Source organism: Lutibaculum baratangense AMV1 (assembly GCF_000496075.1).
GTDB classification, from domain to species: Bacteria; Pseudomonadota; Alphaproteobacteria; order Rhizobiales; family Tepidamorphaceae; genus Lutibaculum; species Lutibaculum baratangense.
In genome coordinates, this window is record NZ_AWXZ01000017.1 from 1 (window position 1) to 23085 (window position 23085).

General features: G+C 68.7%; 24 protein-coding genes and 3 pseudogenes. 13 read left to right on the forward strand and 14 right to left on the reverse strand.

Annotated features, from left to right (window positions below; genetic code table 11):
- Positions 1 to 13: 13 nt before the first annotated feature.
- Together N177_RS05535 and N177_RS05540 are read right to left on the reverse strand one after the other, a co-directional pair.
- Positions 14 to 844 (reverse strand): quinoprotein dehydrogenase-associated SoxYZ-like carrier, encoded by an 831-nt coding sequence (locus tag N177_RS05535; RefSeq protein WP_023431273.1) that lies wholly within the window; start codon positions 842 to 844, stop codon positions 14 to 16.
- Between the two features lie 74 nt (positions 845 to 918).
- Entirely contained in the window at positions 919 to 1905 is a 987-nt protein-coding gene (locus N177_RS05540; protein ID WP_051402258.1) for a quinoprotein relay system zinc metallohydrolase 2, read from the reverse strand.
- A gap of 387 nt (positions 1906 to 2292) precedes the next feature.
- Between N177_RS05540 and N177_RS05545 the strand changes: the two genes are divergently transcribed.
- From N177_RS05545 to N177_RS05560, 4 genes are all read left to right on the forward strand, one after another.
- Positions 2293 to 4128 (forward strand): methanol/ethanol family PQQ-dependent dehydrogenase, encoded by a 1836-nt coding sequence (locus N177_RS05545; protein WP_040485259.1) that lies wholly within the window; start codon positions 2293 to 2295, stop codon positions 4126 to 4128.
- Positions 4129 to 4326: 198 nt separating this feature from the next.
- Positions 4327 to 4827, forward strand: coding sequence for a c-type cytochrome, methanol metabolism-related (locus N177_RS05550; protein WP_425280794.1), 501 nt, complete (start codon positions 4327 to 4329; stop codon positions 4825 to 4827).
- A complete protein-coding gene (locus N177_RS05555) occupies positions 4811 to 5680 on the forward strand; it encodes a substrate-binding domain-containing protein (protein WP_023431277.1) in 870 nt (289 codons plus the stop codon). Before N177_RS05550 ends, N177_RS05555 begins: the two co-directional genes overlap by 17 nt.
- Entirely contained in the window at positions 5677 to 6237 is a 561-nt protein-coding gene (locus tag N177_RS05560) for a PQQ-dependent catabolism-associated CXXCW motif protein (RefSeq protein WP_023431278.1), read from the forward strand. Before N177_RS05555 ends, N177_RS05560 begins: the two co-directional genes overlap by 4 nt.
- Before the next feature lie 76 nt (positions 6238 to 6313).
- On the opposite strand, the gene N177_RS05565 is transcribed toward N177_RS05560, so the two are convergent.
- The 4 genes from N177_RS05565 to N177_RS05580 form a co-directional block, all read right to left on the reverse strand.
- Positions 6314 to 6937, reverse strand: a complete 624-nt coding sequence (locus N177_RS05565) for a hypothetical protein (protein WP_023431279.1) — start codon at positions 6935 to 6937, stop codon at positions 6314 to 6316.
- Positions 6924 to 7352 carry a cupredoxin domain-containing protein gene (locus N177_RS05570; protein ID WP_023431280.1) on the reverse strand — a complete coding sequence of 143 codons (429 nt, stop codon included), beginning with the start codon at positions 7350 to 7352 and terminating at the stop codon, positions 6924 to 6926. The genes N177_RS05565 and N177_RS05570 overlap by 14 nt, the downstream gene beginning before the upstream one ends.
- 53 nt (positions 7353 to 7405) lie before the next feature.
- Entirely contained in the window at positions 7406 to 8377 is a 972-nt protein-coding gene (locus N177_RS05575; RefSeq protein WP_023431281.1) for a YVTN family beta-propeller repeat protein, read from the reverse strand.
- Between the two features lie 111 nt (positions 8378 to 8488).
- Complete coding sequence (locus tag N177_RS05580) at positions 8489 to 9697, reverse strand: ABC transporter substrate-binding protein (protein WP_023431282.1); 1209 nt, start codon at positions 9695 to 9697, stop codon at positions 8489 to 8491.
- 264 nt (positions 9698 to 9961) lie between these two features.
- Here N177_RS05580 and N177_RS05585 point away from each other — a divergent pair, with 264 nt between their 5' ends.
- From N177_RS05585 to N177_RS05615, 7 genes are all read left to right on the forward strand, one after another.
- Positions 9962 to 10384, forward strand: coding sequence for a DUF3280 domain-containing protein (locus tag N177_RS05585; RefSeq protein ID WP_023431283.1), 423 nt, complete (start codon positions 9962 to 9964; stop codon positions 10382 to 10384).
- Between the two features lie 135 nt (positions 10385 to 10519).
- Positions 10520 to 10762, forward strand: a complete 243-nt coding sequence (locus N177_RS21830) for a hypothetical protein (protein WP_244444235.1) — start codon at positions 10520 to 10522, stop codon at positions 10760 to 10762.
- On the forward strand, positions 10696 to 11523 hold the full coding sequence (locus tag N177_RS05595; protein WP_051402259.1) for an ATP-binding cassette domain-containing protein: 828 nt from the start codon (positions 10696 to 10698) through the stop codon (positions 11521 to 11523). The genes N177_RS21830 and N177_RS05595 overlap by 67 nt, the downstream gene beginning before the upstream one ends.
- Complete coding sequence (locus tag N177_RS05600; protein WP_023431285.1) at positions 11520 to 12323, forward strand: ABC transporter permease; 804 nt, start codon at positions 11520 to 11522, stop codon at positions 12321 to 12323. Before N177_RS05595 ends, N177_RS05600 begins: the two co-directional genes overlap by 4 nt.
- A gap of 129 nt (positions 12324 to 12452) precedes the next feature.
- Positions 12453 to 13442 (forward strand): ABC transporter substrate-binding protein, encoded by a 990-nt coding sequence (locus N177_RS05605; RefSeq protein ID WP_023431286.1) that lies wholly within the window; start codon positions 12453 to 12455, stop codon positions 13440 to 13442.
- Positions 13443 to 13578: 136 nt separating this feature from the next.
- A complete protein-coding gene (locus tag N177_RS05610) occupies positions 13579 to 14274 on the forward strand; it encodes an ABC transporter permease (protein WP_081718409.1) in 696 nt (231 codons plus the stop codon).
- Between the two features lie 28 nt (positions 14275 to 14302).
- Complete coding sequence (locus N177_RS05615) at positions 14303 to 15019, forward strand: ABC transporter ATP-binding protein (protein WP_244444236.1); 717 nt, start codon at positions 14303 to 14305, stop codon at positions 15017 to 15019.
- Between the two features lie 28 nt (positions 15020 to 15047).
- Here N177_RS05615 and pqqE read toward each other — a convergent pair whose 3' ends face one another.
- The 4 genes and pseudogenes from pqqE to pqqA form a co-directional block, all read right to left on the reverse strand.
- Entirely contained in the window at positions 15048 to 16163 is a 1116-nt protein-coding gene (gene pqqE / locus N177_RS05620) for a pyrroloquinoline quinone biosynthesis protein PqqE (RefSeq protein ID WP_023431289.1), read from the reverse strand.
- Positions 16160 to 17217 (reverse strand): annotated as a pseudogene (pqqC, locus tag N177_RS05630) (pyrroloquinoline-quinone synthase PqqC). Before pqqC ends, pqqE begins: the two are co-directional and overlap by 4 nt.
- Positions 17178 to 18077: a pyrroloquinoline quinone biosynthesis protein PqqB gene (pqqB, locus tag N177_RS05635; protein WP_040485264.1), complete on the reverse strand. Its 900-nt coding sequence runs from the start codon at positions 18075 to 18077 to the stop codon at positions 17178 to 17180. Before pqqB ends, pqqC begins: the two are co-directional and overlap by 40 nt.
- A gap of 31 nt (positions 18078 to 18108) precedes the next feature.
- Positions 18109 to 18189, reverse strand: a complete 81-nt coding sequence (gene pqqA / locus N177_RS22355) for a pyrroloquinoline quinone precursor peptide PqqA (RefSeq protein ID WP_081718391.1) — start codon at positions 18187 to 18189, stop codon at positions 18109 to 18111.
- 487 nt (positions 18190 to 18676) lie between these two features.
- On the opposite strand from pqqA, the gene N177_RS05640 reads away from it, so the two are divergent.
- Positions 18677 to 19762: an acyltransferase family protein gene (locus N177_RS05640; RefSeq protein WP_244444241.1), complete on the forward strand. Its 1086-nt coding sequence runs from the start codon at positions 18677 to 18679 to the stop codon at positions 19760 to 19762.
- Positions 19763 to 20017: 255 nt separating this feature from the next.
- On the opposite strand, the pseudogene N177_RS22435 reads toward N177_RS05640, so the two are convergent.
- From N177_RS22435 to N177_RS05650, 3 genes and pseudogenes are all read right to left on the reverse strand, one after another.
- Positions 20018 to 20092 (reverse strand): annotated as a pseudogene (locus N177_RS22435) (SRPBCC family protein); the annotation flags it as partial.
- A gap of 110 nt (positions 20093 to 20202) precedes the next feature.
- Positions 20203 to 21027: pseudogene (locus N177_RS21320) on the reverse strand (ABC transporter substrate-binding protein); the annotation flags it as partial.
- Positions 21028 to 21219: 192 nt separating this feature from the next.
- Positions 21220 to 22002 carry an alpha/beta hydrolase family protein gene (locus tag N177_RS05650; RefSeq protein WP_200863369.1) on the reverse strand — a complete coding sequence of 261 codons (783 nt, stop codon included), beginning with the start codon at positions 22000 to 22002 and terminating at the stop codon, positions 21220 to 21222.
- A gap of 86 nt (positions 22003 to 22088) precedes the next feature.
- On the opposite strand from N177_RS05650, the gene N177_RS05655 reads away from it, so the two are divergent.
- Positions 22089 to 22724, forward strand: coding sequence for a TetR/AcrR family transcriptional regulator (locus tag N177_RS05655; RefSeq protein ID WP_023431297.1), 636 nt, complete (start codon positions 22089 to 22091; stop codon positions 22722 to 22724).
- Between the two features lie 30 nt (positions 22725 to 22754).
- Here the strand turns inward: N177_RS05655 and N177_RS05660 are convergent, their stop codons facing one another.
- Positions 22755 to 22994, reverse strand: a complete 240-nt coding sequence (locus tag N177_RS05660) for a DUF2188 domain-containing protein (RefSeq protein ID WP_023431298.1) — start codon at positions 22992 to 22994, stop codon at positions 22755 to 22757.
- Positions 22995 to 23085 lie beyond the last annotated feature (91 nt).

Here is a 23085-nt window from a genome sequence, read left to right on the forward strand (position 1 = left end):
ACGGAAGCGGGCCTCACGAGTCCCTTGCGATCTCGAGCGGCCACTCGCCCTGGAAGACGTTGTCCTCCGTGTCGACCACCTCGACGCGGAGAGGCTCCCCGGTCGGCACGAAGTCGAAACGGAAGTTCGGGTCCTCCGCCAGGGAGATGCCGCCCTCCATCCGCATCACCAGGTCGCCGCCCTGCAGGATCGACACCTCGCGCACGAAGTGGGCGGGGATGTAGTGCCTTGTCAGCTGGTCCATCTGCAGGCCGGAATTGTTCGGGTGGCGGATCATGAGCTGGACCTCGGCGCGCGGGCCCTCCCCTCCCGGCTCGCTCATACGGCCGAACTGCCTCAGCTTCATCTCGCCGAGATGGGCCAGCGCCTCCTGCGGGTCCTTGGCCGCCGGCGCCGAGCAGCCGCCCGACGCCTTCACGAAGGCTTCCGCCACGTGAAGCGATCCGTCGGAGAGTTCGGCGACGGCGTGGACGTTCGTGTAGCGGTTGACCCGGACGCGCGTGGCGATGCGCGTGACGCCCGCCGTCTCGCCGAGCTCGAAGGTGGCCGCGACGGGGGCAGGGTTCTCGTCGATCACCAGCGTCAGCCGCTCGACCCGCCGCCCATCCTCCGGCGGCAGTCCGGCCGCGATCGTCATCGGGACGATCGCGGCGTCCTCGGCGCGATAGGGCGCCTCGAGCGTGACGACGCCGTCTGCGAGCATCGGCCGGCCGTCGAAGACATTCTCGACGATGTCGGCCCACGCCCCGCCGTCCTCCTCGGCACCGGAAGCGGGTATGGGGACGGAGGCGGCCAGAATGGCGGCCATGCCCGCGACGATCATCCCACGGAGACGTTCCAGCATGCGATTTCTCCTCGTGTCGGTGCGCCCCGGGCGCGCCCATCCTTCAAGCCCCCCCGCAACCGCCACGGGGCAGTCTACTCCCATTCGAGCTCGGCGAAGGCCGCCGTCGTGTTGCGGCGGTGGAACTCCTCGACGAGCGCCCACCCGCCCGCCGGCGGGCCTATGCCCCCGACCGCTCCCGCCATACCCGCGCCATCCGCGATCGCCGCGCGAAGCTCCTCCGCGAGCCCTTCGAGATAGGCAAGTTGCGGCGCGAGCGCGTCCGGCCAGGGTGACGCGGCAGGGCCGTGGCCCGGCACGACCTGCCGGGCCGGAAGTCCCGCCAGCTCATCCTGAATGGCGAGCCAGCCCAACAGGCTGCCGTCGATCACCGGGAGGTGGCGCTGGAACAGGAGGTCGCCGGCGAAGAGCGTCCCCGTGCGGACGTCGAGGACGGTCAGATCGTTGTCCGTGTGGGCCGTCGGCCAGGCGCGCAGCTCGATCTCGCGGCCGCCGAGGTCGAGTGTGAGACGGTCCTCGACGGCGAGGTCCGGCAGCACGATCTCGATCTCGCCCGCCAGGTCGTTCCCGAGCAGCGACGCGTTGGCGGCGAGATAGTGCTCCGCCCGGCTCGACAGCGCGCGCGACAGGTCGGCATGGCCGACAAAGGCGGGGTCGCCGCCTTCGGGCCCGCTGCCCCTGAAGGCCATGTTGCCGAAGACGTGGTCGGGGTGCATGTGGGTGTTCACGACATAGGCGACGGGCAGGTCGCTCACCCCCCGGACCGCCGCCAGGAGCGCCCGCCCCTCCGCGGCGCTGCCGCCGGTGTCGACCACCGCCACGGCCCGTTCGCCGACGATGAACCCGACATTGGCGATCGCCCCGCGGTTCTGCGCCGACATGAGCGCGACGGCCCCCTGATGGACGAAGACGCCCGGCGCCACCGCCACGACGGGAAGCGACGCCTCGTCGGCCCTCGGTGACCCGCACGCGAGGAGGAGGAGACAGGCGCACAGCCACGCCGAGCGCAACCTGGCCAGCGGTGCGCAGATGCCGGAGGCCGGGCAAGCAGAGGACAACATCGCGTCTCGCCAGCGGATGCCTTTCAAGCCGCCGTTCTGGTATACCACAGTAGTTCGCACTGCTTCATCGGCGGATCGAAACACGACAAAACGAACTATGCAAGTCACACGCCCGTGTGACGCCATGTCAGATCAAGACCTTTTCCGTTCCAGCCTCCCGCAATTCGCAGATGCAAAGAAACTTAATCGCAGATGCACAATGCGCTACTTCCAAAACTTGTTGTGGAAACCGGCGTTTTGCGCATAGGCTGAGCGCGTCGTGCGAAGTCCACCATGCGAAAGGCGCGGTTCTTCCAGACCGCTCCTTCGAACCGGGAGAGTTTGCTCCTGAAGCGCACGGCTCGAAGAGCCGGTGATAAATTGGGGAGGAGAACCATGCGGAAGCTGATGCTTCGGTCGGCCTGTCTGCTTTCAGCGACAGCCCTCGTGACCACGACGGCCCTGGCGAACGACAAGCTCGTTGAGATGCAGGAGAACGCATCCGACTGGGTGATGCAGACAGGGAACTACGCCAACTGGCGCTGGTCCGAGCTCGACCAGATCAACAAGGACAATGTCGGCGAGTTGCAGGTCGCCTGGACGATGTCCACCGGCGTCCTTCGCGGTCACGAAGGCGGGCCCCTCGTGATCGGCGACATGATGTACTTCACGACGCCGTTCCCGAACAATGTCTTCGCCGTCGATCTCTCCGACGAGCACATCATCAAGTGGAAGTACGAGCCGCAGCAGGACCCGAACGTCATCGGCGTGATGTGCTGCGACACCGTCAACCGCGGCGTCACCTTCGCGCCCGGCGAGGGCGACCGGCCCGACATCATCCTCCTGCAGCAGGCCGACACGACCGTGGTCGCGCTCAATGCCGAGACGGGCGAGGTCGTGTGGGAAGCCGTGAACGGCGATCCGGCCAAGGGCGAGACGGCGACGATGGCGCCGATCGTCGTCAAGGACAAGGTGATGGTCGGCATCTCCGGCGGCGAGTACGGCGTGCAGGGCCACCTGACGGCCTACGATCTCAACACCGGCGAGCAGGCCTGGCGGGCCTATTCGACCGGCCCCGACGACCAGATCCTGTTCGATCCCGAGAACACGACCCATCTCGGCGAGCCGGTCGGGGCGGATTCGAGCATCAAGACCTGGGAAGGCGACCAGTGGCAGCTCGGCGGCGGCACGACCTGGGGCTGGTTCTCCTACGATCCCGAACTCGACCTCATATATTACGGCAGCGGCAACCCCGGCACATGGAACCCCTCGCAGCGCCCCGGCGACAACCGCTGGTCGATGACGATCTTCGCGCGCAATCCCGACGACGGGATGGCGAAGTGGGTCTACCAGATGACGCCGCACGACGAGTGGGACTATGACGGCGTCAACGAGATGATCCTGGCCGATCTCGAGATCGACGGACAGACCAGGAAGACCCTCGTCCATCCCGACCGCAACGGCTTCTCCTACACGCTCGACCGCGAGACGGGCGAGCTCCTCGTGGCGGAGAAGTTCGATCCGGCCGTGAACTGGGCGACCGAAGTCGTGATGGATCCCTCGAGCGACCAGCACGGCCGGCCGCAGGTGGTCGAGGAGTTCTCGACGGCGGCGAACGGCGAGGACGTCAACACGACGGGCATCTGCCCCGCCGCGCTCGGCACGAAGGACCAGCAGCCCTCCGCCTTCTCGCCGAAGACGAAGCTCTTCTACATCCCGACGAACCACGTGTGCATGGACTATGAGCCGTTCCGCGTGAGCTACACGGCCGGCCAGCCCTATGTCGGCGCCACCCTGTCGATGTACCCCGCCCCCGACAGCCACGGCGGCATGGGCAACTTCATCGCCTGGGACGCGGCGGTCGGCGAGATCAAGTGGTCGCTGCCGGAGCGCTTCTCCGTGTGGTCGGGCGCCCTCGCCACGGCCGGCGACGTCGTCTTCTACGGCACGCTCGAGGGCTATCTGAAGGCCGTCGACGCGGAGACGGGCGACGAGCTCTACAGGTTCAAGACTCCGTCGGGGATCATCGGCAACGTGACGACCTACGAGCACGGCGACAAGCAGTACGTCGCGGTGTTCTCGGGCGTCGGCGGGTGGGCCGGCATCGGCCTCGCCGCGGGGCTGACCGATCCGACCGCAGGCCTCGGCGCCGTCGGCGGCTATGCGAGCCTGAAGAACTACACCGACCTCGGCGGCCAGCTGACGGTCTTCGCCCTGCCCGACAGGGTGACTTCGGGCCAGTAGGCGACAGCGTCCTGGCCCGGTGCCGGCACCGGGCCAGCCCTGAGACCTTGGCGAAGGCGGCACCGTCGCCTTCGCCGTTCGCCCCTTGAACGCCATTGATCACCATCGCGGCCGCGCCGGTGACCCTCTCCGGGAGATCGAAGCCCGTGAGGCCGTCGGCCACGCGACCGAGAGGAAAATATGCTGCTGAAGCAGACCATGCTGACCGCCGCCCTGGCCCTCGCCCTCTGCGGCCCCGCCGTGGCGCAATCGACCGGACCAGGCGATCCCGAGGCCGTGGACGAGGATGACGGCCGCTACTACGACGCCGACGGGCTTCCGACGTTCAACATCGCCGAGGACGGCACCGTCGACTTCCCCACCTATTCCGGCTTCCGCCGCTACCACGCGGAATGCCACGTGTGCCACGGGCCAGACGGGCTCGGCTCGACCTACGCCCCCTCGCTCGTGCAGAGCGTGCGCCAGAAGAGCTACGAGACGTTCGTCGAGGTGGTGGTGAACGGGCGGGAGCACGTCGATTCCGGCAATCGCAACGTCATGCCGGCCTTCGGCACGAACCCGAACGTCATGTGCTACCTCGACGACATCTACACCTACCTCAGGGCCCGCGCGCAGGGCGACCTTCCGCGGGGCCGGCCGGCGAACACCGAGCCGAAGAGCGACACCTTCTCGGACATGGAAAATGCGTGCATGGGCTAAGCAGACGGGCCGGGCGCTCGCCCGGCTCGCCGTCGCCGCGACGGTGATCGGCGGCGCCGCCTCCACCGCGGGCGCCGCCGGTCCCGGTGCGGAGTTCGAGCTCGTCGACCCGAACGTCCTGCGGGTCTGCGCCGATCCCCGCAACATGCCGTTCTCCAACGAAGCGGGCGAAGGCTTCGAGAACAAGCTCGCCGAGCTCATCGCCCGGAAGCTCGGCAAGGGCCTGTCCTACACCTACTTCCCGCAAGGGCTCGGCTTCCTGCGCAACACGCTCGACGCGGTGCGCTGCGACGTCGTGATGGGCTACGCCCAGGGCGAGGAGCTCGTCCAGAACACGAACGCCTACTACCGCTCCGCCTACGTGATCGCCGTCCCCGCGGACTCCGAGCTCGCCGGCGTCACCGCGCTCTCGGACCCCCGCCTCAAGGGCAAGAAGATCGGCGTCGTCGCGCAGACGCCCCCGGCGACGGCCCTCGCGAGAAACGGCCTGATGGGCAGGGCGAAGCCTTACTACCTCATGGTCGACACGCGCATCTCCGCCCCGGTGAGAGACATGTTCGCCGACCTCGAGGGCGGCCAGATCGACGCGGCGGTCGCCTGGGGTCCGATGGCGGGCTACTACGCGAAGGAAAGTGGCAGGGAGATCACGGTGATCCCGCTCATGCACGAGGACCCGAACCCTCGCATGAGCTTCCGCATCACCATGGGCGTGCGCCACAGCGACCAGGAGTGGAAGCGCACGCTGAACCGTCTGATCCGCGAGAGCCAGGACGAGATCAACCAGATCCTGCTCGACTACGGCGTTCCGCTGATCGACGAGCAGGGCAACCAGATCACGCAAGCGGGAGAGTGAAGACGAGAATCGCGGCGGCGCTGCTGCTCGCCTGGCTGCCGCAGCAGGATGCGGGCGCCAACGAACCGGTGCCGGAGCCGCCGGGCTTCCGCACCGAGGACTACCGCAGCCCGGTCCCGGCCACACTCGCGGGCGCGACGGTTCTCGACACCGCCCGGGCGCACGAGATGTGGCTCGCGGGCGCCGCGATCTTCGTCGACGTGCTGCCGCGCCCACCGCGGCCGGACCTCCCGGAGGGGACCTACTGGCGGCCGCCGCAGCGGGAGAGCATTCCCGGCAGCACGTGGCTGCCGAATACGGGCTATGGCGTGCTGTCCCCGGAGATGGCAGCCTATTTCGCGGACGAGCTCGACCGCCTGGCCACGCAGCATCCCGGCAAGCCTCTCGTGATCTTCTGCCTGCGCGACTGCTGGATGTCGTGGAACGCGGCCAAGCGCGCGCTCGTGCTCGGCCACGCGGCCGTGGCCTGGTATCCGGACGGCACGGACGGCTGGGCCGAGAGCGGCCATCCGCTCGAGCGCATCGACCCGGTGCCGCGTCCCGGCGCCGCGGAGTGAGCGGGAGGGCGCCGCCATGCCGGAGAAGGCCTCCTTCGGCCGACGAAGCGCCCCGATCGCGTGCGGTGCCGGAGGCTCAGTCCGGCATCTCTCCGGCGATCACGCGGCCGAGCGCGAAGAGGCGCTGCTCGACGAGCCGCGGCATCTCGCAGATATAGGTGAGCGCGCGGCGGCGCTCGTCGAAGATCCGGCGGTTCCAGAACAGCGCCTGCTCTTCCGCCGTCGCCCCCTCCCGCTGCCGCGCGTCGTTGATCTCCGACCCCTGCTCGCGCAGGGCTTCCGCCGCGGCCCTCTGGCGCCGCGCGTAGCGTGCGATGCCATCCATGATCTCGCCGCGCTCGGCATTCATCGTGTCGAAGAGGCCGGCGAAGAGCAGCGTCAGACGGCCCTGGCGATCCTCGGGCGGCAGCCCTTCGGCGAAGGCCCTGATCCTGGCCTCGGCCTCCTCGATCGGCAGGCGCCGCTGGCTCAGGTCGAGGGCCAGCCGCGACACCTCCTCGTCCTGGCGCCATGCCCGCCCGACATCTTCGATCGGAGGCCCCGACCACACGGCGGCGGGCGTCAGGCTCGGCACCTTTCTCTGGATGCAGGGCCAGTCCGGATCGGCCTCGGTCGCCGGCTGTGCGGACACGGCGCCGGAGGCCAGCGAGGCGGCGATCGCGATCGCGACCGCCATGCGGATGCCTTCAGCCTTTGACATTGAATATCGCCTGCTGCGTCTCCCCCGTCGTCCCGGGGATCCGCAGGATGAAGCGTCCGGGCCGGATCGGGATGAAGGTGATCGTCGCCTCTCCCTCGTCGTCGAACTCGAGGGAGTCGATGCCGAGAGGCCTGACTTCGATGTCGTTGATGACGACCTCGTTGACCCAGACGTTGCGGAAGAACTCCGCGCCCGAGATCGCGAGCTCGGCCGAGCCGTCGGACTGTATAGCGAGCCTGTAGTACTTGCCGGCCTCAAGCTCGTAGGGCTCCTCCGCGAGGGGCTGGCCCGAGGACAGCGTGATCGGCGGCAGCGCCTGCGCGCCACCCGTCATCAGGCCAGCCTGGCCGAAGGCCGGTCCGGCGAGCCCAAGCGCCGCAAGCCCCGCGATGATGCCCGTGATTGCCCTGTTCATCCCGTTTCCTCCCGTCTCTTCTTCAGGTCTTGCTACTGATCAGGTGCTGTCCGTCATTCCGGGCGGGCGACGACGCCCCAGGGAAACTCGCCAACCGGAACCGTGTCGATGACCCGCCGCGCGCCGACATCGATGACGGACACGTCGTTCGAGACGCCGTTCGTGCTGAAGAGGAGGTCGCCGTCCGGCGAGAAGCCGAGCTGCCAGACGCGCTGGCCGACGAGCAGGTAATCCTGCACCTCGTAGGTCTCGGCATCGATGACGGCGACCCGGTTAGCCGGCCCTAGGGCGACGAAGGCCGTTTCGCCGTCGCTCGTGATGCGCACGCCGACCGGCTGGATCGCCTCCGGCCGGAGGCCCGGGATCTCGAAGGTGATCTTGTGCTTCACCTCGTGCGTCTTCGGATCGATCACGCTGACCGTCCCGCCGATCTCGGCCGAGACCCAAACCTCCGAGCCGTCGGGCTTGAACTCCGCGAAGCGCGGCCGCTGGTCCACGAGGACGTTCGCCACGATCTCGAATGTCTCGGGATCGATGAAATGGGCCATGTTCGTCGTCTCGGACGTGTTCACGATGACGCTGCCGTCCGGCGCCACGCCCATCCCCTCGGGCTCGACGCCGACAGGGATCTCGGCGAGCACCGTCCGCGCCTCGAGGTCGACAACGGTGACGAGATTGTCGTCCTCGTTCGCGATGTAGAGCGGGTTGCCGGAGGGGTGGAGCACGAAGAGCTCCGGGTCCGGTCCCGAGGGAAGGGTATGGAGGCGCTCGTAGGTGTCGGTGTCGAAGACCTCCACCGTGTCGTCGTCGCCGACCGCGACGAGCAGGTGCTTTCCCTCCGCCGCGAGGGTGATGCCGCGCGGGCGCTGGCCCACCTTGATCGTGTCGACGACCTCCATCGTCTCGGAGTCGATGACGCTGACCGTGTTGCCCTTCTCGTTCGAGACGAAGATCTTGTAGGCGTCGGCCGGGTGCGCCGCGGCCACCACCGCGCAGAAGGCGACCGCTCCGAGAAGACGTGACATTCCTGGACCCTCCCATAATGGCGGCGCTCCCGAGGCGGCGCCGCTCCCGTTTTCACTGCCCGCAGTGACGCCGCCGCTTCCTCCCGCCGACGAAGGCGGGCGGAGCGACCTTCAGCCCCGGTCGAGCGAGCACGAGCTTTCCGGCCGGTCGTGGCCCAGCGTGTCGAGATAGGACGAGGGGTGCAGGAAGCCCTCCTGTGGCGACACGGTGACGACCTGCTGGCCGTCGGCGAGCAGGATCGGCTGGCGCAGCTGCTGGTTCCACGGCCTCAGCGTGAGCGCCTGCCCCTTGAAGCCCGCGAGCTGGAAGTCCGGCCCTTTCATGAAGTCGGCGATCGCCTGCCGCTCCGCCGCGCCCGCTCGGGTCGCCGCCTCGCCCACCATCCGGACGGCCATCCACGCGAGCATGTCCTCCTTCTCCATGCGGCGGCCGAACCGGTCGAGGAAGCGGTTCTGCAGCTGCACCGCACCCCACTGCTCGTGCGCCGAGCTCCACACGGTCGGCTCGAGCCCGGCAGTGCCGGCGATCGGCCGCGGGTCCCAAGTGTGGTAGGGCACGTAGGTGCCGAAAACCTCGCTTTCGTCCGCGACGACGACGACGTCATGCGCCGAAGCGTTCTGCAGGAAGACGGGCATGCGGGCCTGCACCTGCACGTGCCCCGTGTCCGTGGTGCGGGCGCCGCCGGTGTCCGCGAAGACGCGTTCCTCCACGACCCGGCCGCCGAACCGGTCGGCGGCGCGGCGGATCGCCGCCGCGTAGGCCTGATCCTCCGGATGGGACCCCGTGACGAGGAACCAGCGCGGCCACTTCTTCCAGACGAGGTACTGGGCGAGCGCATCGGCCAGCATCGCGCGGCTCGGGATGACGTGGACCAGGTTCTCCCGGCAGTCGCGCAGCCTGAGATCGTCGTCCGGGGCGCCGACATTGAAGACGAGCATGTCGCGTTCCGCGGCCGCATCGGCGACCTCGAGGAGGGCCTCGGCGCCGAGATCCGCCACGATCCAGCCGACCCCCGCCGCGTCGAGCCGCTCGACCGCCGCCACCGCCTCGGCAGCCTCGCCCACCGGCACGGCGTCGAGAACGTAGGTCTGGCCGGTGAAGCGCCCCGTCGTGTTGTTGTCGGCGATCGCCAGCTCGGCGCCCGCCGTGCCGAAATCCTCCCGCGGGCGGTCGATCAGCGACAGCGTCAGCTCGCGCTCGGCGGGATGGATGTAGCCGATCCGGAACTCGTCGGCCTCGGCAACGGCCGAAACTGCCGCGAACGCGCAGCCGACGACCGCAAGAGTCAGATGGCGGAGAGCGCGGCTCGCGTGCCCCATGACGTCCCTCCCGACTTCTTTTTTCAAGTTTAGGCACGAAGAAAAGCTGGCCGCAAGGGATTCTCGCAAAGAACCCTCCGAAACCCGAGATCAATGCGTTCTCTCAACAAGTTGACCCAAGGTTTCATTGCAAGCTTGCCTTGCCGCACGGCATGGTCATATCATGCCGAAATGGTCAAACGGATCCTGTGGCTCTGCGCTATTGGCATTGCACTTGCTGCGAGCGCGAATGTTGCTGCACATGCGAAGGATAGCCGGACGCAGGTGGCTGTCTTCGACTTCGAGCTGATCGACTCGAGCCTCGAGGGCGAGCTGACGGGACCGAAGGCGGAGGAGACGGCGCGTCTGGAGATGCTCGGCGAGCGGTTGCGGGCAGCTTTCGCGAGCGCGGAGGGATTCGAGGTCGTCGACGTCGAGCCCGTTCGGGAGGACGCATCGAGGCGAAACCTGCAGGCCTGCGGCGGCTGCGACCGCGCTCTGGCCGCTGAGCTCGGCGCGGAGTGGGCGGTGACGGGCACCGTGCAGAAGGTCTCGAACCTCATCCTCAACATCAACCTCTACGTGCGCGACGTCGCGACGGGAGAGCGCCTCCAGACGATGAGCGCGGATATCCGAGGCAACACCGACGAGTCGTGGCAGAGGGGCCTCGACTGGCTGATCCGCAACCGGCTGGCCATCGGGAAGTGACGCCCTACCTGAGGGGAGCGACGCACCAGTTGACACCGGAGCGGCGCCCCAGAAGGATGGCACGTGACTTGCGTCTCGTGGTGGGGCCACGGGCAACTGACATGGTCCGGGCGCCCCAACGCAAGCGAGGATGCCATGCCCCTCATCGAACTCGTCGTCGCGGTCTGCCTGATCGCCAATCCCGACACCTGCAAGGAACAGCGCTTTCAGTTCACGGAGCACATGACGCTCACGGGCTGCATGTTGCGGGCGGAGCCCTTCCTGGCGGACTGGACGCGCATGCACGGGGCTTGGAAGGTCGAGAGGTGGACGTGCAACTATCCCGACAGGCGGGAACGCAAGGCGGACGCGGCGGCGGCACAGACGCTCTCGTCGTAAGGGGGGTCTCTCACGCCTACGGCGCCCGCAAGGCGCTCGACGGCGTCGGCTTCTCGGTATCACGCGGTAGCTTCACCGCCCTCCTCGGCCCCAACGGCGCGGGCAAGACGACGCTGTTCGGCCTCGTCACGCGGCTCATCGGACTGCGGACGGGCACGATCGAGATCTGCGGCCTGAACCTCGCCGGGGCACGGGCCAAGGCTCTCGCGCCGCTCGGGCTCGTCTTCCAGCAGCCGACCCTCGACCTCGATCTGACCGTCCGGCAGAACCTCTTCTATTTTGCTGCACTGCGGAATATGTCGCGTGCAACTGCACAAAAGCGCATCATCGAGGAGCTGACCCGCCTCGACATGGCCGAGCGTGTCGACGAGCGCGTGCGCAATCTCAATGGCGGCCACCGGCGGCGCGTCGAGCTCGCGAGAGCCCTCCTGCACGATCCGGCGCTCCTCTTGCTCGACGAGCCGACCGTAGGCCTCGACGTGGAGTCGCGGCGGCGCATCGTGGCCCACGTGCACGACCTCGCCGAGGAGCGCGGGCTCGGCGTGCTGTGGGCGACGCACCTGATCGACGAGGTGCTGCCGCACGACGACCTCGTCGTGCTGAACCGCGGCCGCGTCGTCGCGAGCGGCAAGGCGGTCGAAGTGGCGCGCGAGGTGGGGGAAGACGACCTCGACGGCGCCTTCGCCCGCCTCACCGCGCCCGAAGCGGGCGGCACCGCCGAATCCGGCCGAGCCGGCGCCGCGGAGGCGTGGCGAGCGTGAGTGCGTACGGCCGCGCGCTTCTGGGCATCATGCGGCGCGAGGTGCTGCGCTTCCTGCAGCAGCGCGGCCGCTTCATCGCGGCTCTCGTGCGGCCGATGGTGTGGCTCGTCGTCTTCGCGGCCGGGTTCCGCTCGGTGCTCGGCGTTGCGATCCAGCCGCCCTACCAGACCTACATCACCTACGACGTCTATATCGTGCCGGGCCTGATCGGCATGATCCAGCTGTTCAACGGCATGCAGTCCTCGCTGTCGATGGTCTACGACCGCGAGATGGGCTCGATGCGCGTTCTGATGACGACGCCCCTGCCGCGATGGTTCCTCCTCACCGCGAAGCTCGCCGCCGGCGTGGCCGTCTCGATCCTGCAGGTCTACGCCTTCCTCGCGATCGCGGCGCTCCTCGGCATCGGCTTCCGCTGGCAGGGCTACGTCGCGCTGCTGCCGGCGCTCGTCCTCTCGGGCTTCATGCTCGGCGCGGTCGGCATGTTCCTGTCCTCGACGATCCGCCAGCTCGAGAACTTCGCGGGCGTGATGAACTTCGTCATCTTTCCGGCCTTCTTCCTGTCCTCCGCGCTCTACCCGCTGTGGCGCATGCGGGAATCGAGCGTGGTCCTGTGGCAGATCGCGTCCGCGAACCCCTTCACGCACGCCGTCGAGCTGATCCGCTTCGCGCTCCACGGCCAGGCGAACCTGACGGCGGCGGCGATCGTGGCGGCCACGTTCACCGTCGCGCTGGCGCTCGCGATGTGGGGCTACGACCCCTCGCACGGCTTCTCCGCCCGGAGGCTGCGCGGCGGCGATTGACGCGGGCCACGGACCGGGCTCAGGATTCTCCGGCCGGCTTCAGGCTCGAGAACTGTCCGCAAAGCCCGCGAAGACGGGCGCGCGAAAGAAGCGGTGGAGCTTCGCTAGCTCCACCCCCGGGAGGAGACGATGACCCGAAAGACCATCGGCGCCCTTTGCCTTGCGATGATCTTGGCGGCGAGCGGCCCCGCCGGCGCCCAGGACCGGCCGACGCTCAGGCTCGGCCTCCTGAAGTTCGGCACGGTGAACTGGGAAGCGCAGACGATCATCGACGAGGGGCTCGACGAGCGGCACGGCTTTGAGCTTCGGATCGTGTCCTTCGCCGGCGGCGACGCGACGAAGGTCGCGATGCAAGCCGGCGACATCGACGTGACGACCGGCGACTGGCTCTTCGTCTCGCGGCAGCGGGCGGAGGGCGCGCCGCTGACCTTCGTTCCCTACTCCTCCTCGATCGGCGCCGTGATGGCCCCGTGCGAGTCCGACATCGCCTCGATCGAGGACCTCAGGAGCAAGAGGCTCGGCGTCGCCGGCGGCCCGCTCGACAAGAGCTGGCTCATGCTCCTGGCCCTGGCGGAGCGCCGGCACGGCATCGACCTCGCCCGCGAGACGAGCCCGGTCTACGGGGCGCCGCCGCTCCTGGCGGAGAAGCTGCGCCAGGGCGAGCTCGGCGCCGGCCTCAACTACTGGCACTACAACGCCCGCCTCGAGACCGAGGGGTTCTGCGAGATCGTCTCGGCCCAGGAGGCGGCGCGGGAGCTCGGCGCGCGGGGCGACATCTCGGCGGTCGGCTACATCTTCGACGAGGGCTGGGCCCAGGAGAACCGCGACCTCGCCCTCGGCTTCGTCGCCGCCTCGCGCGAGGCCAAGGCCGTGCTCGCCGGGTCGGACGCGGCCTGGCAGCGCATCCGCCCGATCATGGGCGCGGAGAACGACGCGGTCTTCGAGGCGCTCGTCCGCCGCTACCGCGAGGGCATACCGGACCGGCCCGTCGAGGAGGAGGAGGCCGACACGCGGGCCGTCTACCGCCACCTCGCGGAAATCGGCGGCGAGAAGCTCGTCGGCGTGGCGCAGGAGATGACGCCGGGCACGTTCTGGCAGGCGCTCAAGGATGGCTCCTGACACCGGGCAGGGCGTGGCGCGGGCGTCCGGGGCTGCCGGGGCGCGTCCACGCGCGCGGCCGCGCGACCTCCTCGGCGGACGCTCCGGCACGTTCCTCGTGAGGTCCCTCTCCGTGCTCGGCTTCTTCGCCCTCTGGATGGCCGGCACGCTGCTCCTCGGGCCCCGCCTCTGCCCGAGCCCTGCCACCGTCGCCGCGTTCGTGGTGCGGGAAACCGCGTCGGGGGAACTGCCCTACCACCTGGGCGTCACGCTCCTGCGGGTCGCCGCGGCCTTCCTCCTCGCCATGACGATCGGCACGCTCGCCGGGCTCGCGATGGGCCGCTCGCGCACGGCCAATCTCGTCATGGAGCCGTGGCTCGTCCTCCTCCTGAACGCGCCGGCGCTGATCGTCATCGTGCTCGCCTACATCTGGATCGGCCTCACTGAGACGGCGGCGATCCTCGCCGTGGCGATCAACAAGATCCCGAACGTGACGGTGACGATCCGCGAAGGCGCACGCGCGATGGAGCCTGCCTACATGGAGATGGCGCGCGTCTACAAGTTCCCGAAGGCGAGCCTCTATCGCGACGTGATCCTGCCGCAGCTCCAGCCATATCTCGCCGCCGCCGGCCGATCAGGCCTCGCGCTCATCTGGAAGATCGTGCTGGTGGTCGAGCTTCTCGGCCGCTCGAACGGCGTGGGCTTCCAGGTCCACCTCTACTTCCAGATGTTCGACGTGCGGGCGATCCTCGGCTACACGCTGGCCTTCGTCACCGTGATGCTGCTCATCGAGTTCCTCCTGGTGCAGCCCCTCGAGCGGCGCGCCAATCGCTGGCGCTCGAGGCCGGCCTGAGGTGGCAGGGGACGGGGCAGCGCTTCGCGTGCGCATCGAGGAAAAGTCCTATGCGTCGCCCGGCGGAGAGACCGTGCCGGTGATCTCCGGCCTCGAGATGTCCCTGCCGCCGCGCGCCTTCACCTGCCTCATCGGCCCCTCGGGCTGCGGCAAGACGACGACCCTCAGGATCCTCCTGGGGCTCGACGACGAGTTCGAGGGGAAGATCGACGATCGATTCCGGACGGCGCGCCTCGCAGCCGCCTTCCAGGAGCCGCGCCTCCTGCCCTGGCGCACGGTCCGGCAGAACGTCGACCTCGCCCTGCCGAGAGACATGACCGACCGGGAGGCGGTGATCGGACGGGCGCTCGCCGACGTGGGGCTCGAGGAGCTCTTGGACCGCTATCCGGGCCAGCTCTCCCTCGGCCAGGCGCGCCGCGCCGCGCTCGCGCGCGCCTTCGCCGTCAGGCCCGACATCCTCTTCCTCGACGAGCCCTTCGTCTCCCTCGACGAGGCGACGGCACAGCGGCTGCGCGGCCTGCTGATCGAGCTCTGGACGCATCATCCCGTGACCGTGCTGATGGTCACCCACAATGTGCGCGAGGCGGTGCAGCTCGCCGACCGCATCGTGCTCCTGACCCACCGCCCGGCGCGGGTCGTGGGCGAGGTCGCCGTCACGCTGCCTCGCGAGGCCCGCACGCAGGAGACGGTCGGCGCCTTCGCCGCCGAGCTCGCCCGGCGTCATCCGGGGCTCGTGACGCTCTGACGGGGGCGGCGCCCCCCCGGCCGCCGCCTCAGCCGACCGGCTCGGGATCGCGGGTCGGCGTCTTCATCGTGCGGTAGCGGTAGGGGTGGCCGCGCTGGACGGCATCCTCGCGCGCCATGTCCCGCAGCACCTCGTGATAGGCCGACTTCTCGCAGGCCGGGTCGGCCGCCTCGGCCCGTCCGGCGATCGCCAGCGCCTGGCAGCGGCAGCCGCCGCGGCACGAGGCCTTGATCTCGCAGGAGGAGCACGGCTCCTCTATCCAGTCGGTGCCCCTGAAGGCGTTGAAGGCCGGCGCGTTCGCCCAGATGTCGGCGAGGCTGTGGTCGCGCACGGTCCAGAACTCGAGCCCCGGGATCGTCTCGGCCGCGTGGCAGGGCAGCACCTTGCCGGCCGGCGTGACGTTGAGGGCGCGGCTGCCCCAGCCGCCCATGCACGCCTTCGGGCGGCGGGCGTAGTAGTCGGGCGTCACGGAATCGATGACCATCCGCCCCTTGAGGCGCGCCTGCGCCTCCGCCGTCACCTTCAGCGCCTCCTCGACCTGCGGCCATTCCGGCATCAGCGAGGCGCGGTTCACGAAGGCCCAGCCGTAATACTGGACGTGCGCCACCTCGAGGCGCTTCGCGCCCATCTCGGCGGCGAGGTCGATCGCGCGGCCGAGCCGCGCGATGTTGCCGCGGTGGACGACGAGATTGACGGTCAGCGGGAAGCCCTGCTCGCGGACGTGGCGCGCGAACGCCATCTTCCTCAGGTGCGCCCCCTTCATGCCCGCGACCTCGTCGGCCGGGCCGATCTCGACGTCCTGGATCGAAAGCTGCACGTGGTCGAGACCGGCGTCGCCGAGACGGGCTAGACGCGCCTCGTCGATCTGCACGCCGGAGGTGATGAGGTTCGTGTAGATGCCGTGCTCTGCGCACCGCGCCACGATCTCCTCGAGGTCGCGGCGCAGGCCGGGCTCGCCTCCCGAGAGGTGGACCTGCAGCACGCCCAGCGCCTTCGCCTCGTCGAAGACGCGCAGCCACTCGGCCGTCGAGAGCTCGCCCTGGCGGGCATCGAGCTCGACAGGGTTCGAGCAGTAGGGGCAGCTCAGCGGGCAGCGATGCGTCAGCTCCGCCAGCATGCCGATCGGCGCGGGAATATCGTTCATAGCTCGATCATCCCTTTCTCGTTCAGGCCGCGGAGGAACTCCTCGACATCCGCGGCAACCTCCTCGCGCGGCGCCGCGAAGTCCCGCGCGAGCTGGTCGACGATCTCTCCGAGCGTCGCCTCGCCGTCGATCCTGCGCAGGATCTCGACCGCGATCTCGTCCGGCTCGAGGATCCGCTCCGGCGCCAGGAGGACGAAGCGGCCACGCGCCTCGTCCCGGCTGAAGCGCACGCCGCGCGGGAGCCGCGGCACCACGGCCGGCGACAGCGGCGGCGCCTCCCCGCTCATGGGCCCTCCGGCACGAAGGCGTCCGGCGGCCGCAGGCCCGGCTCCACATACGCGAAGTGAAGCGCGTCGAGCATGCTCCACAGCACGTGGCACTTGAAGACCAGCGCCTCCTGCACGGCCCGCTGGTCTTCCGGGGTCTTCGCGTGCTCTTTCACGTAGTCGAGCGCGAAATCGGCGTCCCGCGGCGCCTGGGTCAGGCGGGGCTCGAAATAGCTGAGCGTCTCCGGGCTCACGAAATCGTAGGACGACAGAAGCCCCTTCACCCGTTCGCCGATCGCCGTCGGCGAGAACAGCTCGGTCAGCGACGAGGCGATCGCCTCGAGCATCGGGCGCTCCGCGCAGAAGCGCACATAGGCGTCGACCGCGAAGCGCGTCGCGGGGAGCACGCCTTTGAGCCCCGTCACGTCCGCGCGGGGGATGCCGAGGCCGGTCGCCAGCGCGATCCACTTCTCGATGCCGCCCTGCCCCTCCGCGTCGCCGTCGTGGTCGATGATGCGCTGGCGCCAGATGCGGCGCAGGGCCGGATCGTCCATGCGGGCGAGGATCGTCGCGTCCTTCATCGGGATGCGCGACTGGTAGTAGTAGCGGTTGAGCGCCCAGGCCTGGAGCTGCCCCTTCGTCAGGGCGCCGTCGACCATCAGGCGGTGGAAGGCGTGCCTGTTGTGGTAGCGCTCCGCGCCGATGGCACGCAGCGACTGCTCGAGTTCCTCGGGAGAGAGCAGGCGTGTCACGGGACGATCTCCATGCCGTCTTCGGCCACGACCCAGCCCGCCGCCTCGACGGTCAAGCGCTCGGGCGAGCCTTCGATCAGGATCGGGTTCGTGTTGTTGATGTGGATGTAGATGCGCCGCCCGATCCCGCTTCCCGCGAACGCCTCGAGCGACCCGCCGTCCCCAGAGATCGGCACGTGGCCCATGCGCCGGCCGGTCTTTCGGCCCACGCCGGCCGACATCATTTCGTCGTCGGTGAAGACCGTGCCGTCGAACAGGAGCGCGTCCGCCCCCTCGGCCCGCTCGAGCACATCCTCGTCGACGAGGGCGCAGCCCGGCAGGTAGACGAGACGCTTGTCCCCGGCCCGCACCTCGAGGCCGACCGTCGCCTCGGTGCGCCTGTCGGTCTCGACCTCGCCGGCCTCCGCGTAGAGCGGCACCTTGCCCGGCGCGAGGAAGGGCACGACCGAGAGTGCTTCAAGCGGCGCGAAGGCTGCCTCCGGCTCGATCGTCCGCCATTCGACGACGTCGTCGGCCAGGACCGAGAAGATCGGGTTCTGCCGCAGGTATCGGGCGGTGGTCGCCGTCGCCCAGAGCGTGAGCCCGGAGCGCTCCCTGAGCGACAGGAGGCCCGCCACGTGGTCGACATCGGCGTTCGTCAGCACGACCGAGCCTATCGGGGTGTGCCGCGCCTCGCCGGTGGGCCAGAGCGCCTGAGTGGCACCGATCTGCTCGCGAATGTCGGGGCTGCAGTTCAGGATCGCCCATGTTCGGCCGTCGACCGACACCGCGAGCGAGGACTGCGTCCGTCGCGGCACCCGCGGATCGCCCGCCCAGGCGAGGGAACAGACGGGACAGCGGCAGTTCCACTGTGGACTTCCCCCGCCGGCCGCCGAGCCGAGCACGATGACCCGCAGGTGGCCGACGGGGGTGGACGTCATCTAGCCCTCAGAGAAGGGCCGGGAAATAGTCGTTGATCTCAAGTGCGACGCAGACTTCCACGACGCACGGCTTGTGCCACGCCTTCATGTGGACCCTCCTTGGCAAGATCAGATTGCTTCACCGCTTCCCTATCGGAAGATAGAGAAGCTTAGGCACGTTCTAAACTTGTGTCAAACGGCGCAAGCGCCCGGCACGTTCCTCGCCGGACACCGTTTTCGCGACTGCAGAAGATCTTGCTGCAAAGCGGCAACCGCTCGAAAAGGCGAAGTATCGCGAGGAGAACTCCGGACCAGAGGTCCGGCCGCCGCCGGATCGACCGGTTCGATCGCGAAGCCGCCGAAACTGAGATGGGCGCGGCCCCCTCGGGGGCCCCACGTCCGGGCAAATCGTGATCGCCCCGTGATCGCAACGCGGCGAGGCCTGCTGATCCAACTCAACCGCCCTTTCGCAGAGGAGACGCCCCCTCGTGTCGGCGGGAAAGACCAACATGCGCCGCGAGTCTACGATTGGATTCGCCAATTCTTATCAATTCGAAGCGACACTCGCGCGCCTTCGAGGGGCAGGAGGAGGTGCGGTGCGTTCCGGATCGAGACTGAGGGTCCTGGTGGACGGCAGCGGAAACTCGCTGACCTTCGTCCGGCTGCTCTGCGCGCTGGCCGTGGTCGTCTCGCATTCCTTCCAGGTCGTCGGGGGCGCGGACGCCGTGCAGCCGCTCGGCCTCCTCACGCCCTACGATCTCGGCCAGCACGCGGTGAACGCGTTCTTCGCGATGTCGGGCCTCACCCTGTCCGCCAGCGTCACGAGAAACACCGACCTCCGCCGGTTCGCGGTCGCGCGCTGCCTCCGCATCTTTCCGGGCCTCGTCGCGTTCGGCGTCGTCTTCGCATTCCTGCTCGGCCCGTTCCTCTCCTCGCGCGCCGTGGGCGAGTATTTCCTCGACATCCACACCTATCTCTACCCCTTGCGCGTGCTCCTCTATTTCAGCGACGCGGCCCCGCCCCAGGGGATCTTCGAGACCGTTCCGATGGCCGGACTGGTCAACGCGCCGCTCTGGACGGTGCGCTACGAGCTCGTAGCCTACGCCGGACTCGCCCTCCTCGTCGCCAGCGGCCTCTTCCTGCGCGCCTGGGGCCTCGCCTTGGCGAGCGCAGCGATCATAGCCTACTGGTCCGTCTTCGAGATCTTTCCCGAACTCGGCGCCGGTATCGGCGGCTTCGCGAGCCTCGGACGGTTCGGCCTCTGCTTCCTGCTCGGCGTGCTCGCCTTCGTCCTGCGCGACCGCATCGTCCTGTCGGCCTATGGCGTCGTCGCCGGGGCGGCAGCGCTCTGGCTTCTGAACGGCACGGCGGCGGATCGGCTCGCGAACATCCTGTTCGTGGCGTATCTGGTCTTCTTCCTGGGTTCGCTGTCCTTCGGCGCCCTCGGCCGCTGGGCGCAGCGCACCGACATCTCCTACGGCACCTATCTCTACGGATGGCCGATCCAGCAGACCCTGGTGATGGCGCTTCCCGGGCTCGGCGTGCCTCTTCACCTCGCGCTGTCGCTCATCCTCGCGCCGATCGCGGGCCTCCTCTCCTGGCACTACGTCGAGGAGAGGGCGATGCGGCTCAAGGGGCGCTTCCGCTTCAAGACGCGCCCGATCCCGCCGACGAACGGCTGACCAGGCGACGGCCGCCATCCCGCGATAAATCTCTTCGATGCCGGCTTCGCAGTGATGATGACCCCACTCTCCCAGGAACTGAGGTCCCGGGGAAAGCCGGGGCGGCTCGTGCCACCCCGTGGAGATTGGCGTGCTGGTGCCGCCTCGCGCGGCGATACGCTCGGCCGGTGCTGCGATGCCGCTCGCGAACGTGTTGCGGCCGACCTTGTGCTTGATGTCCGCCTCGTCGTCTGGTGACACGTCGAACTCCGCCCACCACTCGACGAAGGTGCGGTCGCCCTCGGTGACGGGCGTGCAGCGGAATGTCGCGACGTAGTTCTCGATCGGCATCGGCGAGACGAGGATGTTGTACGTGAACGAATGGTCGAGGTCGGGAAAGGCGGGAGACGCTCGCGAAGATGGCCGCCGTCAGCGAGCGTGAAGTTGCGCACGCAGCCGACCTGGTCGCTCGGCCTGCCGTCCTCGACGTGGCTCTCCGCGATCAGGGGATGCCAGTCGCCATGGCCGTTGAAGTCGCGCGCCAGCGCCCAGACGCGGTCGATCGGGGCGTCGATGACGCCGACGATCGGCAGCTCGCCGCCCATCTGGGCGTACTGGTTGAGGAAGTCGACCGCGTCCGACCCGCCGAGGACCACGAACATCCCGTCGACGCCGTTCGGCTCGAGCGGCAACTGCGCGATGACCGACGAGTAGTCCTTCGTTCCGAGCGGAATGAAGTGCTTGGCGCTGACCTTGCCGCCCGCCTCGCAACAGGTGGCCATGAAGCCGAAGATCTGGGCGTAGGGGAAGGAATAGTCCTCAGAGACGATGACGATGTTGTCCCAGCCCCGCTCCTCGACGAGGTAGCGCCCGAGCGGCGCCGTCCACTGGGCCCCTTCGGTGTTGAAGCGGTAGAAGTTCTCGGCCGGATCGACGAGCGTCGTCTCGATGGCCGCCGAGCCGCCGTTGAGGAAGGTCGTGTCGGGATGCTCCTTGGCGTACTGCGCCAGGCGGATGCCTTCGGAGCCCGAGAGCGGCCCGACCATGATGTCGACGTCGTCCTGCTCCACGAGCCGGCGGGCCGACGCCAGGGCGACGTCGGGATTGCCGTCCGACGAGGCGGAGGTGAACTCGATCTTCTTGCCCGCGATGTTCCAGTCGAACTCCTCGAAGGCGAGCTCCATGCCGCGCAGGCCGTCCTTGCCCGGCTCGGCGAACGGCCCCTCGAGCGTGGCGAGGTCGCCGAAATGGATCGTCTCCTCCTGCGCGTGAAGGGCGGTGGCCATGAGGCCCGTGGCGAGCGCGGACGCGGGCGTCCGGCTCACTTCGTCTCGATGCTGCCTTCCGGTGCGGCTTCGGCCGCGAGCGTGGCGACTGCATCGGCCCAGGCGGGGTCGTCGGGGTAGAGCGCGCTACGCAGGAAGGCGGTTGAAAGTCGTTGGATCGCGGCGACCCGCTCTGGCCGTTCGTCCGTCGTCTCACGCGCCTCGTACCCCGGGGATGCCGCCAAGAGCGTGCTCGCCGCCAAACGCCGTGAACAGCGCTTTTGGCGACGGACTGAGGTCGTAGGCATCGCGCCACCAGTCCGGTCCTCGCGTGGTCAGTCCACCCTTGTCCGCGTCACCGGCTATGACCAGCGTGGGCGTGGTCATGCCGGAAAAATCTGGGTGCATGAACGGCAGCGAGCGGGCTGCAAACGGGTTCAGATCCTTACCGCCACGACCGGGTGCCGCCAGCAGCACGCCCGCCTTGATGCGAGCATCCTTCCTGTGGACCACCGATCCGTCGTCAGGATCAGGATGGGTGGCCCCCAGCAATGTGCTGGCGGTCTGCCCACCCCATGAATGGCCGGCAACCGCGATGCGTGAGCGATCGAGCCGCCCCTGGACCATCGGCGCCTCGCCCTCGATGCGGTCGAAACGGTCGAGAATGGCCGCAAGGTCATCCTCACGGAATCGCCAGAACTGCGGGCGGCGAGGATCGCCCGGGGCAAGGCCCAGCATGCGCGAATCCAGGTGCGTCGGCTGGATCACGACAAAGCCGTGTGCCGCCCAGTGATCGGCGAGGGGGCCGTAGGCGTACAGCGATTGGCCGTTGCCATGCGAGAAGATGATGACAGGCAATGCGTCGCCCATGGCCGGCGCGGAAACCCGCACCTGCAGGTCGACGCCACGCCCCGGAGACGGCAGGGCGATGGGAGCGATGGAGACGACGGCAGGCAGGCCAAGGCTCTGTGTGCGGGCTTTGTTTGAGCTGGACATGGACAGCCATCCTCCTAACTATCAAACGGATCAGTGATCCGATAAGCGATATGCGGATCATTGTTCCGTTTATCAAGAGGGCGACAATGGCCGCGTCCGAATCCCGCAATGCGACCAACTCCGCCTCCCCGACCAAGGACGCCGGCAAGACGTCCGCGCCCCGAAGGCGCGCCGATGCGCGCAGAAACGAGGAAGCGCTTCTGGAGGCCGCGAAGATCGTGTTCGCCCGTTCGGGAGTTGATGCACCGATCCGGGAGATCGCCGCACAGGCAGGTGTCGGGCTGGGTACGCTCTACCGCCGTTTCCCGACCCGCGCCGACCTGGTGGCGGCGGTGTTCCGCCGCGAGGTCGATGCCTGTGCCGATGCGGCAGAACCGTTGGCCGCCGAGCGCGGGCCTGCGGATGCACTCGCGGCCTGGCTGATGCTCTACACGCGCTTCCTGGCCACCAAACAGGGGCTGGCCGCCGCGCTTCATTCCGGCGACCCGGCATTCGCCACCTTGCCGGACTATTTCCGAAACCGGTTCGAGCCTGCCCTGTCGATGCTGCTGAACGCCGCCGCCGATGCGGGAGAAGTCCGTGCCGACGTCGCGCCCTACGATCTGCTGCGCGCGATCGGCAACCTCGCCGTGTCGACCGGGGAGGATGGAGCGGCGCACACCGAACGCATGGTCATGCTGCTGCTGGACGGCCTGCGCCACGGCGCGGCCACGCCGAGATAGCCGGGATCGCTTCGAGGGCGCGCGCGAGAATCAGCCGATGACCTCTGTGCGCGGCCTGTCGCCGGCGCGCGAGAGTTCCGCGTGCCAGTGGCCGGTCGCGTCCTCCCAGACGATGCCCGTGGTCTCGCCCGGGCGCATCTGCTTGCACGCCGCCCGCCGCGCCGCGCCGAAGGCCGCATCATGGCTGGGAAAGGTCTCGGAATAGGTCCCGTTCACGAGATAGGCCCAGCCGCCGTCATGTTCGACGACCCGATATTTCACGCCGCTCATTTCGTTGCTCCTGCCGTTTTCCTGTTTGCTGGTCGCGCTGCGGGGATTCCTCCAAAGGGAAGAGGCGCAGAGCCGCGCCGATCCGCCGGCA